Origin of the sequence: Gluconobacter sp. Dm-73 (assembly GCF_018256215.1) — a bacterium.
Classification (GTDB): domain Bacteria; phylum Pseudomonadota; class Alphaproteobacteria; order Acetobacterales; family Acetobacteraceae; genus Gluconobacter; species Gluconobacter cadivus.
Map to the genome: position 1 here is coordinate 99,171 of NZ_JAERLW010000001.1, position 11,735 is coordinate 110,905.

12 protein-coding genes are annotated in these 11,735 nt (G+C 61.0%); 7 read left to right on the forward strand and 5 right to left on the reverse strand.

All coding sequences use genetic code 11. The features are described from left to right. The first annotated feature begins 59 nt into the window (after positions 1-59). Genes JK176_RS00490 through JK176_RS00500 form a run of 3 tightly spaced genes read left to right on the forward strand, consistent with a single transcriptional unit; the run spans position 60 to position 2,527 of the window. The gene (locus tag JK176_RS00490) at positions 60-533 is read left to right on the forward strand and encodes a GAF domain-containing protein (RefSeq protein ID WP_211585889.1); all 474 of its coding nucleotides are present in this window, start codon (positions 60-62) and stop codon (positions 531-533) included. Between the two features lie 4 nt (positions 534-537). Beyond that, complete coding sequence (locus JK176_RS00495) at positions 538-2,130, forward strand: HWE histidine kinase domain-containing protein (protein ID WP_211585891.1); 1,593 nt, start codon at positions 538-540, stop codon at positions 2,128-2,130. Between the two features lie 25 nt (positions 2,131-2,155). Further along, positions 2,156-2,527: a response regulator gene (locus tag JK176_RS00500; RefSeq protein WP_211585893.1), complete on the forward strand. Its 372-nt coding sequence runs from the start codon at positions 2,156-2,158 to the stop codon at positions 2,525-2,527. On the opposite strand, the gene JK176_RS00505 is transcribed toward JK176_RS00500, so the two are convergent. After that, positions 2,528-2,827 carry a SelT/SelW/SelH family protein gene (locus JK176_RS00505; protein WP_211585894.1) on the reverse strand — a complete coding sequence of 100 codons (300 nt, stop codon included), beginning with the start codon at positions 2,825-2,827 and terminating at the stop codon, positions 2,528-2,530. 127 nt (positions 2,828-2,954) lie between these two features. Between JK176_RS00505 and JK176_RS00510 the strand changes: the two genes are divergently transcribed. Then, positions 2,955-3,749, forward strand: coding sequence for a phosphatase PAP2 family protein (locus JK176_RS00510; RefSeq protein ID WP_211585895.1), 795 nt, complete (start codon positions 2,955-2,957; stop codon positions 3,747-3,749). A 28-nt stretch (positions 3,750-3,777) separates the two neighbouring features. Here the strand turns inward: JK176_RS00510 and JK176_RS00515 are convergent, their stop codons facing one another. From JK176_RS00515 to JK176_RS00525, 3 genes are all read right to left on the reverse strand, one after another. Continuing rightward, complete coding sequence (locus tag JK176_RS00515; RefSeq protein ID WP_408874177.1) at positions 3,778-5,220, reverse strand: chloride channel protein; 1,443 nt, start codon at positions 5,218-5,220, stop codon at positions 3,778-3,780. 188 nt (positions 5,221-5,408) lie between these two features. Continuing rightward, entirely contained in the window at positions 5,409-6,302 is an 894-nt protein-coding gene (locus tag JK176_RS00520; protein WP_194266703.1) for a cation diffusion facilitator family transporter, read from the reverse strand. Positions 6,303-6,311: 9 nt separating this feature from the next. Continuing rightward, a complete protein-coding gene (locus tag JK176_RS00525) occupies positions 6,312-7,355 on the reverse strand; it encodes a cation diffusion facilitator family transporter (RefSeq protein ID WP_211585896.1) in 1,044 nt (347 codons plus the stop codon). A 174-nt stretch (positions 7,356-7,529) separates the two neighbouring features. Here JK176_RS00525 and JK176_RS00530 point away from each other — a divergent pair, with 174 nt between their 5' ends. From JK176_RS00530 to JK176_RS00540, 3 genes are all read left to right on the forward strand, one after another. After that, complete coding sequence (locus tag JK176_RS00530; protein WP_206032996.1) at positions 7,530-8,111, forward strand: DJ-1/PfpI family protein; 582 nt, start codon at positions 7,530-7,532, stop codon at positions 8,109-8,111. A 64-nt stretch (positions 8,112-8,175) separates the two neighbouring features. After that, positions 8,176-8,805, forward strand: a complete 630-nt coding sequence (locus JK176_RS00535) for a TIGR00645 family protein (RefSeq protein ID WP_099285501.1) — start codon at positions 8,176-8,178, stop codon at positions 8,803-8,805. Continuing rightward, entirely contained in the window at positions 8,805-10,412 is a 1,608-nt protein-coding gene (locus JK176_RS00540) for an NAD(P)/FAD-dependent oxidoreductase (protein ID WP_211585897.1), read from the forward strand. The genes JK176_RS00535 and JK176_RS00540 overlap by 1 nt, the downstream gene beginning before the upstream one ends. Before the next feature lie 18 nt (positions 10,413-10,430). Here the strand turns inward: JK176_RS00540 and JK176_RS00545 are convergent, their stop codons facing one another. Next, on the reverse strand, positions 10,431-11,690 hold the full coding sequence (locus tag JK176_RS00545) for an MFS transporter (protein ID WP_211585898.1): 1,260 nt from the start codon (positions 11,688-11,690) through the stop codon (positions 10,431-10,433). Between the last annotated feature and the right edge of the window lie 45 nt (positions 11,691-11,735).

Genomic DNA, 11,735 nt, shown 5'->3' on the forward strand with positions numbered 1-11,735 from the left:
ATGCGTACTGACGCAGCGGGTCAATTGTTGCTGCAGCGGAAACGCGGTATGTCTGTCTGATGCAGGACAGGGTTCCTGTTCAGGAGGCGGATCTGGAGACTCTATCATCGTCCGCCGTGCAACCGGGCAACTCTGCCGGGCTGGGCGCCTACGGAGACCTGGAAGCATTTTCTGATCTCGATCTGGACGATCTTGCCATCGCTGCGGCATCATTATGCCGCACGCCAATTGCACTGGTCAGTATTCTGGACGGAGATCAGCTCTGGTTTTCCGCGCGTGTCGGAACCGATCAGACCTATGGCGCGCTGGAAAATTCCGGATGTGCGGCTGTCATAGCCCGTCGGGCTCCGGTGGTGATCACCGATATGATGGCCGATCCGGAGACGCGCAGGAACAGTCTTGTCTGCGGTGCGCCGGGCCTGCGGTTCTATGCGGGATATCCGTTGTTTACAGCCGAAAACGAGATTTTCGGGACATTTATGCGTCGTAGATCTGCAAAAACGTCCGCAGGGGCTTTCACAGCGCGAACATGACGGCTTGGCCGCTCTGGCCCGACAGACCATGCGGCTGATGGAACTGCGTCGGGCGACGATCGCACAGGAACGGCGACTGGCTGCGCAGCAGCTCCGTCGCAAGCGTGTTGCCCGAGAGGCCCGTCAGGCAGAAGCGGAACGGCGGCAGGCGCGCGAAAAATATGCACTCCATCAGGCTGCGGGCGCGGCAGGAGGCGTGGGTATTTATGAATACGATCTGGTCAGTGGGGACATCACCGTTTCTCCTGAAGTCTGTCGTATTATCGGCATGCCCGTCACCGAAGTCGTGACTGCACCACAATGGGCCCAGCGGGTGCATGAGGATGACAAGGCGCGGATTCCGCTTCTGTCAGAACTTCTGGACGGTTCTGCTCCCCTGAAACTGGAGTACCGGATTGTCCGGGATGATGACCGCAAAGAGCGCTGGGTTCTGCGTCAGGGCGTGTTGGACAGGGACGCGACCGGACGTCCGGTCCGACTGATCGGAACGCTTCAGGACATCACCCCGGAGAAAAACGCCACCAGTCGTCTGACCACGTTGCTCGCGGTTGAGGATGCCCTGCGTTCCGCCACGACCCGCAGGCAGGCTCTGACAGAGGCCTGCGAACTTCTCGGGCGCAGGCTTGAGGTCCAGCGTGTCGGGTTTGCGGCCATTACAATGCGTGATGAGGTTTTCACCATCGATCACGGCTGGTGCAGCCCTGATGTGCCGCCGATTTCGGGGGTTTTTACATTTCAGACATTTCGCCGCACGTCCAATTTTCTTCGTAGTGGCGCTGTCCTTATTCTGGACGATCTTTCCAATCCGTCCTGGATGGAGGAAGAACAGGAGGCCTGTCGCGCGTTGGGTGTGGAGGCGCAGATCATTGTTCCAAAAATGGATCATGGTGAACTGACGGGCTGTCTGTTTGTCCATAGCGCCACGCCACGAGACTGGACGCTGGATGAGACCTCTTTCATCCGCACAGGCTCTGACCGGATTTTTACGGCGCTGGACGAATGGGAGGCCGAGGCGCGGCAGGAAATCGTTAATCATGAAATCCTGCATCGTCTCAAGAATACGCTCAGCATCGTCCAGAGTCTTGCGCATCAGGGATTCCGGAACGTGGATGATCAGGGGCCGCTTGCGACGTTCACATCCCGTCTGGTGGCGCTCAGTGCGGCGCATGATCTGCTGATGCGCCGGAACTGGCAGTCCACTGATCTGGCCAGTCTGGTTCGCGGAGTGCTGACGCCGCTGGGCGTTGAAGAGCGGGTCGAGGTGTCCGGACCGTTTCTCAAACTCGGACCCGATACGGCGACCTCCTTTTCGATGGCGCTGCACGAACTGGCAACCAACGCCGTGAAATATGGCGCCCTCAGTGTTCCGGACGGGAAGGTGTCCCTGAGCTGGACGATTACGGGCGCAGAGGCCGTGATGACGCTGAAGTGGCGGGAGACAGGCGGGCCGCCCGTCACGCCGCCGAAGCGGACCGGATTTGGCGTCCGTCTTCTCAGGTCCGGACTGGGCCGACACGGAAAAACGGAACTTCATTACGCGTCAACGGGTTTATGTGCGGATCTGACTGCGCCGACCCTGTCGCTCGCAACACTCTGAGACTGACCGGAGACCTGTGAATTTTATGCCCCAGGACCCTGAGACACGGCCCACCATCCTGATTGTCGAAGACATCGTGTTCATTCGCATGATGGCGGAAGACTATTTCGAAGGTGCCGGTTTCAGAACCCTGAGCGCGGGTTCGGCGGCGGATGCCATTGCGTTGCTTGAGACGGACCCGACGATCCGTTACCTGTTCGCCGATATTCATCTGCCTGATGGAGAAGACGGTCAGAAGCTGGCGGAAATTGCACGCAAGCGCTGGCCTCCCGTGAAAATCATCCTGACATCCGCGGACATGCCCGCAGATCAGGTCCGACTGCCGATACGCGGTCTGTTCGTTCCCAAACCCTATAGTCTCGATCAGGTCAGAAAGACTTTCGAAACAATGACCTGATCAGGACTGTTGACTGGAGGGGCGGTCGGTATGCCCAAGGTCCCGGTCGGGGGCGATGATGTCCCGCACGCGCTGTTTCAGGTCTTTCGGGCCGGGAAACCCTCCGTCACGTTTACGCTCCCAGATCAGCGTTTCGTCCACATGAATTTCGAAACGGCCTCCGCTATCGGGGATCAGCGCGACTTCGCCTAGAGCCTGACCGAATGTCGACAGCAGTTCCTGAGCCATCCAGCCGGAACGGAGCAGCCAGTTGCACTGGGTGCAGTAGCGGATGGAAATGCGGGGCGCAGTGGACGTCATGGGGCGATCCTGTCGGGCTCTGGAGCTTGGATACTGTCATGAGGGCTTCATGCGGAAAAGCCTTCGCATCAGAGGCGGCCGTCGTTAAGGGTATGGGTTATTACTCTCTGACGGGATGTTCCGGTCCATGCGTTCTGCCATTCGTTTGCCTGTTGCCTTGCTTTTATGTGCGACTGTTCTCTCTGCCTGTGCTCCGTCAGCGCGGCATAACGAGGCATTGCCTGAAAGTGCGGCACCGGACGAGCGGCTTGTTCTGGCGCCCCCTCCCGTGGCAGGCAGCGCGGCACAGCTTGACGATGACCGGGTGTTCCGTGTCACGCGCACCCTGAAGGATACGCCGCGCTGGCAACTGGCGCAGAGCGACGCGGACCTAGATCCGGCGCATCTGGTTCGGGATTTCTCGTGTGCGGCAGGGTTCGATCTCGACCTCGCACAGGTGCCCCATCTGGCGCGGGTGTTAGAGCGAATCCGCCATGCTGTTGGCCGTCGGACATCCGAAGCCAAGACATTCTGGCACCGCACGCGCCCCTTTGTAGGCACGAATCTGCCGATCTGCACGTCTCCTGAAGGGCTCGGGCTACACGCGTCTTATCCTTCAGGCCATACGACGGCGGGATATGGCATGGCGCTGCTTCTGGCGCATCTGATGCCCGAACATGCCACGGCGCTGCTTCAGCGTGGTCGGGTGTTCGGGGAAAGCCGGATCGTCTGTGGCGCGCATTGGAAATCTGACGTTCAGGCCGGTTATCTGAATGCGTCGTCCCTGATGGATGCGCTTTTGGCCAATCCGGACCTTCAGGACGATCTGACAGCGGCACGGCGCGAACTGCTCGCGATGCAGGCGCATCCGGTGGCGCCTGATGCGGCACGTTGCGCGGTAGAACAGGAGGCTGCGACGCACTCTTTGCTCAGCGAACCCTGAGGCGGGACGGACGGCGCTCCTGAAAAAATCAGGGTGCCGGTTTTTGCTTGTCCGTCGGGGGCGGGGTGTGATGGGCGCCGCGATCGTTCGCTTCCATGAAGCGGTCGGCAAGGCAGCTATAGAGCGAATGCGGGCAGATCATTTTTGACACGCCGAACGCCAGAAAGGACGTGGCCAGCAGCGCAAGTGTAACCTGCTGGTTGTCGCACATTTCCATGACGATGATGGTTGCGGTCAGGGGGGACTGCGACATGCCGCAGAAATACGCCACCGTACCGAGCAGGACGACCGCGCCGGGCGTGGTGTGCGGCAGGAACTGCTCCACCCAGCCGCCAATTCCTGCGCCGATGGCGAGTGACGGGGCGAACATGCCGCCGGGGATGCCAGAGCAGTACGAGACGATCATCGCCAGATATTTGAGGACGAAGAACGAGGCCGGATAGTGTTCGGTGCCGTTGAAAATGGCGCTGGCCTGATCGTAGCCCGTGCCGTAGGTCGCTCCTTTGGAAAGGAGGCCGATCAGAGCGAGTATGAAGCCGCAGGATGCCGCAAAGGCGATCGGACGTGTGGCGGCGAAGTGTCCGACCCAACCCGGAATGCCGCGTGAGGCTTTGATGAGAATGGCCGAGAAGCTGCCTCCCGCAAGGCCGCCGAGAATCCCGCAGGTCAGAACCGCGATCCATGCCGTGCCGACAGGAACGTCCACGTCCGCATGGCCGAAATAGGTGTAGTTGCCGATCAGGGCGATGGCCGTGACGCCAGACAGGACGACAACCGTGAGAGTGCGGCCCGAGGTCTTCTGTTCGAAAGAATGGGAGAGTTCTTCGATGGCGAACATGATCCCGGCGAGGGGCGTATTGAACGCTGCGGCCATGCCTGCCGCGCCGCCTGCAAGGATCATGCTGCGTCGTGCGGCGATGTTTGACTGTCCCAGCAGGCGCGAGAAGGCGTGCATGATGGATGCCCCGACCTGCACGCTCGGGCCTTCCCGCCCGATGGATGCGCCGCAGATCAGGCCGAAAGACGTCAGCAGGATTTTGCCAAGGGATGTCTTGAGGGACAGCACACGATCCACGACCGCGACATTTTCGATATGCAGGGTCGCGATTGTCTGGGGGATGCCGGAGCCCTGTGCGCCCTTGAAGATGGTCCGTGTGGCCCATGTGATGAGTGCCAGTCCGACCGGGGCTACGACCAGCATGGCGGCAGGGTGCCAGGCGATGATCTGATGGCGCACACCTGCCGCCCAGTCGCCTACTCTCGCGAACAGCACAGCCACGATACCGACCAGAACCGCGCCGAGCCAGTAGACCGCCGTGCGGCGCCACTGGTTTGTCGTTACTTGTGCCGAACGCTTCAGATGCAGAATGCGGTCTTTTCGGCGCATGGCATGGGCAGAGGAACGTATGTCCGTGGCCGGAGGCTCTGCGGGAATAGCAGCAACGGGAGAAGGAGGCGGTGTATCGGCCAATATTCGGACGTCCGGGAAGGAGGGTCGGGCTGTGGAGGATACGCCCGGTTCAGACCCGTGCGCTGATGATGTGCACCTGCCACCAACGCGGGAGGAGGGTCAAGGGTTCTCCGCCGATGAGGCGCGGTGGACCGAATCCGTTCCGGGCTGTGTCATAAACCGCACAGTCAGCGCCGCTTTGGCCATCTTCAGCTCAGGACAAGAACGCCAGAATGTTTGGCCTTGTCTTCAGGCTCGACATGGATGTGGATGGAGGCACGGCCTAGTTCGGAGCGGATGGCGGCTTCGATCTGGTCGCAGATTTCGTGGGCGTCATGAACGGTCAGGGCGCTTGGCACCACGAGATGGAATTCCACGAAGGACAGGGCGCCGACCTTGCGGATGCGGAGGTCATGGGCTTCCAGCGCGCCGGTTGCGCTGGAGGAAATCACGGCCTTGACCGCTTCCATCTGTTCGGGCGACGGCGCTTCGTCCATCAGGCCGGACAGGGAATGCTTCATCATGGAAAAACCGGCGCGCATGACGTTCAGAGCGACCAGTCCGGACAGCACGGCGTCGAGGCGGTCCCATTTGAGCAGCGGGATCAGCGAGACGCCGATCACGAGTGCCACGGTCGCCCAGACATCCGAAACAACATGTTCGCCTGCGGCCTGAAGCGCCTGTGAGGCCTGTTTGCGCCCGACCGTGATCAGAATGCGGCCCCAGATGAGATTGACCAGCCCGGCCAGCGCGTTCAGCGCCACGCCGGAGAGGGGCGCGCGAATGGGTTCGGGATGGCGCCAGTCATGAACGGCGATGACCAGAATGCCGATCGCCGTCAGAACGACCAGAACGCCTTCGAGGACGGCGGACAGATATTCCGCCTTGCCGTGGCCATAAGGGTGGTTGTCATCGGCAGGAAGGGCCGCGACGGACATGGCCCAGAGCGTTCCGACAGCGGCCACGACGTTCAGGATGGTCTCGATCGCGTCCGAAAGCAGGGCGCTGGAGCCCGAGACCACATAGGCCGCGTATTTGATGGCGAGCACCACCACGCTCAGCGCGATGGAAGCTCGGGCGACCTTGATGCGGGTTGATGTCATGACGCGTCCTCAGCAGCAGGGCTGGTGCGTGTCGCAGACAGAGGGCTGTGTTTCAAGCTGGAAAGTGGGGTGGGCGATGTCAAACTGCGTCCGCAGCAATGCGGCGGCGTTGGCGATGATCCGGTCCGGAGGGACGGGATGTGCGGGATCGCAGAGAAGATGGACGGTCAGGGCGGTTTCGGTCGTGCTCATGGCCCAGATATGCAGATGATGCAGACCGGACACGCCTTCGACGGAAAGGAGCGCTGTCTGAACCGCCTCGGGATCGATCCCCGCCGGGACCGCATCCAGCGCCAGATCCAGTGAACGGCGGAGCAGGGACCAAGTGCCGATCACGATGGAAGCCGAGACGATCAGGCTCATGATCGGGTCGATGATCGTATAGCCCGTAAACGAAATGAGCAGACCGGCGATGACGACCGAGAACGCCATGACGGCATCTGCCGCCATGTGCAGGAAAGCGCCGCGGATGTTGAGGTCGCTTGATGCGCCTTTCATGAACAGCAGGGCTGTGACGGCGTTGACGGCGATTCCGACCAGTGCGACCCAGCTGATGATCTCGCCCTGTACCATCTCGTGGGAAAACAGGCGCAGCACGGATTCCCAAACGATACCGCCAGTCACGAGCAGCAGGATCGTGGCATTCGCAAGAGCCGAGAGGATCGTGGAGCGGCGCAGGCCATACGTGAACCGTGCGCTGGACGGGCGCGTCGCCAGAACCTGCGCCAACCATGCGCCCGCGAGACCCAGCACATCGGACAGGTTGTGCCCCGCATCGGCCAGCAGGGACATCGAATGTGCCCAGACGCCCCACAGCGCTTCCCCGGCGACATAGGCCGTGTTCAGGGCGATCCCGATGGCGAAGGCTGCGCCGAAACTTGCCGGCGCATGGACGTGCTGGTGTCCGAATCCGAAGCCATGACTGTGCCCGTCACAATCCGCGTGGTCATGATCGTGGTGGTCATGGCCCGCGTGGTCGTGTCCTGCATGATCATGCGGCGACGCGGTGTCATGATGGTCGTGATCGCAGGCGTGGTGGGGATCTGAAGTCATGGAGGCCAGTGCTGCAAGAATGAAGACCTAACCTTACCGCATGTGACGCGACCGTCCCATCTCTATATCCCCATGCGTGACGATATTGCCGAACGGTGCGGAGCGTGGTGTCGTTAGAGGGTGAAGAATGACCACAGTCTTCAGGGCTGTGATTACGAAGAAGGACAGGAAACGATGGCCGAAAAACGTATTCTCATCATCGCAGGTGATTTCGTTGAGGATTACGAAATCATGGTGCCGTTCCAGATGCTGCTTCTGGTCGGGCATAAGGTCGATGTGGTGTCGCCGGGCAAGAAGGCCGGGGAGCAGGTTGTGACGGCGATCCACGATTTCGAAGGCCATCAGACCTACACCGAAAAGCGCGGTCATAATTTCACGCTGAACGCGACCTATGCAGGTGTGGCGGCAGATTCTTACGACGCACTGATTATTCCGGGCGGACGTGCGCCAGAACAGCTCAGCACCGACGAAAGCGTGCTGGATCTGGTCCGGGCATTCGTTGAGAGCGGCAAGCCGGTTGCAGCAGTGTGTCATGGTCCGCAGCTTCTGGCGGCGGCGGGCGTCATCAAGGGTAAGAAGATTTCGGCCTATCCGGCCTGTCGTGCGGAAGTGCTGCTCGCTGGGGCAGAGTACCAGTCCCTCCCGATGGATGGCGCCGTGACGGACGGCCAGTTCGTCACCGGTCCGGCATGGCCCGCGCATCCGGCCTGGATCGGGCAGTTCCTCAAGGTTCTGGGCACGCAGATCACACCATAAGGGATTTACGCCCGGCGTTCACAACACTGTGGCGAAACATCCCCTGAAATCGTAGAGAGGAAGCATGACGACTTCCTCTCCTTCTCCCGATCCGCAGTCCACCCGACGCACCGGCAGTTTCGGCCGTGCCGAAGGCTTCATGGAGCGTGCGTTTTTCGCCACGCGCTGGATCGCCGCACCGCTCTATTTCGGCCTGACGATCGGGCTGCTGCTGGTGGCGTTCAAGTTCTTCCAGCAACTGATCGGACTGGTGCTGAAGGCGACGGGGCTGGATTTCGACGACGTCTTCGTCGGCGTGCTGGATCTGATTGATCTGGTCCTGCTGGCCAATCTGCTGCTGATCGTCATGTTCTCAGGCTACGAGAATTTCGTTTCGCGGCTCGATATCCGCAGCCATGAGGATTATCCGAGCTGGATCGGGCATGTCACGTTCGGGGACATCAAGATCAAGCTCATGGCCTCGATCGTGGCCATGTCCGCGATCCATGTGCTGGCGGATTTCATCCGTGTGGATGAGACCTCGACGCGCGCTCTGGAATGGAGCGTGGGCATCCATCTCGCTTTCGTGGTCTCGGGCGTGCTGATGGCCATCATGGACCGGATCATGGAAGGCTCCCCCGACACGCATCATGCCGATCCTGCGCCGCCGGTTGCAGGAAAAGCAGGGAATGATTCGGGGAACGGGCACCACTGATGATCCGCATTACCGAACTGCGCCTTCCGCTCGATCATGCGGCGGAGGCGCTGCGCGACGCCGTGCTTGCGCGTCTGAACATTCCATCTGAAGACCTGCAAAGCCTGACTGTGGCGCGTCGCGGCTATGATGCCCGCAAACGCGGCCATATCGTGCTGGTCTATAACGTGGATTGTGATGTCGCGGACGAGGCTGCGGTTCTGGCCGCCCATGCGAGCGATCAGCATATCCGCCCGACGCCGGACACGACCTATCATCTGCCCGAGGCGACCTTGCCCGAGGGGGCACCGCGTCCTGTGGTCATCGGCGCGGGTCCCTGCGGGATCATGGCGGCGCTGACACTGGCGCAGGCCGGGCTAAAACCCATCATTATCGAGCGCGGTAAGGACGTGAAGGCACGGACGGTCGATACGTTCGCCCTGTGGCGTAAATCCGTTCTGACGCCTGAGAGCAACGTCCAGTTCGGCGAAGGCGGGGCAGGGACGTTCTCTGACGGCAAGCTCTATTCCGGGGTTTCGGACTCGCGACATCTGGGGCGGCATGTTCTGGAAGAATTCGTCCGGGCGGGTGCCCCGGAAGAAATTCTGACGATCTCCAAACCCCATATCGGCACGTTCCGTCTTGTTACGATGGTCATGTTCATCCGCGCTGAAATCGAGCGTCTGGGGGGCGAGTACCGCTTCGAGACCCGTGTTGAGGGTTTCGACATGGCAGGCGAAGGAACGGAGCGTCGTCTGCGCGGCCTGCATCTGTCGAACGGTGAAACGCTTCCGGCGGAGCGCGTTATTCTGGCGGTCGGACACTCGGCGCGCGATACGTTTGAAATGCTGCGTGAAGCCCATGTAGAAATGGACCCCAAACCGTTCTCCATCGGCGTACGGATCGAGCACCCGCAATCCGTGATCGACGTGGCCCGTTTTGGGGCCAGTGCCGGGCATGAGATGTTGGGGGCTGCGGATTATAAACTCGTCCATCATGCCTCGAATGGCCGTGCGGTCTATTCGTTCTGCATGTGCCCCGGCGGGCAGGTCGTGGCGGCAACCTCCGAGGAAGGGCAGGTCGTCACCAACGGGATGAGCCAGTATTCGCGGGCCGAGCGAAATGCGAATAGCGGCATCGTTGTTGAGGTAAAGCCCGAGCTTGATTTCCCGGACGACGTTCTGGGCGGCATGGCGTTTCAGCGACAGTGGGAAAAGGCGGCGTTCGTCGCGGGGGGCAGCAATTACAACGCCCCTGCCCAGCGGGTTGGGGATTTTCTGGCCGGGCGTCCTTCCACGTCGTTGGGGGACGTCGTGCCGTCCTATCAGCCGGGTGTGACGCCGACGGATTTGACACTGTGTCTGCCGCCCTTCGTAACGGACGCCATCCGTGAGGCGCTGCCGCAGTTTGAACGCAAGCTGCGCGGCTTCTCTATGGACGATGCTGTCATGACAGGCGTGGAAACGCGCACATCCTCGCCGATCCGCCTGCGTCGTGACCGTGACGGGCAAAGCCCGACCCTGCGCGGGTTGTTCCCGGCAGGCGAGGGGGCAGGTTATGCTGGTGGTATTCTTTCCGCCGGAATTGATGGCATCCGGGTGGCGGAGTGGCTGGCGGCCTCTCTTTAAGAGACCACCGCACAGCCCTCACATATGTTCGCCGGGAAGTTCTTTGGGGCGGATCAGAGCGATGGCACCCGTCACGAGACTGGTGCCCAGCACGAAGATTTCGGCTGAGAGCGGCAGTGTAAGAATGGTTGGGCCGAACATGGGCACGAGTTTCTGCGCCATGCCCTGCCCGATAGAGCCGAGCGCATAGCCCAGCCCCATACCGAAGCTGCGGGTGTCGGACGGGAAACGCTGTGCCAGATAATGCGGGACAAGAGCGAAAATCCCCGAAGCCGCGGCACCCATAACGAAGGCTGCAACCAGCAGCATGGTCCAGGTGGGGGCGCTCAGGAACGGCCAGATCGTCAGCATCACGACGATCAGCGCGCTGAGCATGACCCGGACTTCCCCGAAACGCTCTGCCAGCCAGCCGCACAAGACTTTTCCGCCAAACGATCCAAGGCAATAGAGCGTCACCGGCCAGAAAACGGCCTGTTGCGTCAGGTGGTGACTGCCACGCAGAATGGTCGGGTAATAGGTGTAGATCGCGGCTTTCTGGAATTCGAGAAAGCTCATAAAAGCGATCGCCTGAAGCGCTGCACCCGTCAGACGGAATTTGGGACGCGGTGGCGGGGCTGTGTGGTGCTGCTTTCTGGTCAGACGGTCTTCGTGGGTCCGCAGCCAGACCGGGCTTTCCGGTACGCCGATCCGGATGAACAGCGCCAGCGCAGCAGGGACGAGACCGATGAAGAACAGCACGCGCCATCCATAATGCGGCAGGATCAGGGCCTGCACGCCAGCCGCGGCGAAATAGCCGACTTCATAGCCGGACATCATGAGTGCGGAGGCCATGGGACGTGTCCAGGCTGGGACGCTTTCCATCAGCAGAGCGGCCGATGCGGTCCATTCGCCGCCAAAGCCGATTCCGAACAGGAACTGCACGGCCATCAGCACATAAAAGTGATGAGAGAGGCCTGTCATGGCGGAAAAGACGGCAAACCAGACGACACCAAGCATAAACGCCGGCTTGCGACCATAGCGGTCAGCCAGCCATCCCCAGCCTGTATTGCCGACGGCGCGCCCGATGGACTGCCCCATCAGGACGGCCCCCAGATCGGCAATCGTGCATCCGAAATCATGGGCGATGTCGGGAAGAGTAAACATGAGCGTCGTCTGGTCAAAAGCGTCCAGAAACCAGCCCATAAAGGAGGCAAAAGTGACCTGCCAGTAGGGCAGGAGGGCAGTAAGAGAGCCTTGGGAAGATGTAGATACGGCGGAGCGGGTTGTGGCATCCGTCATGCAGAATGGTCCTGTCTCGGAGGGGAAAAGACCCCACGCCCAAGG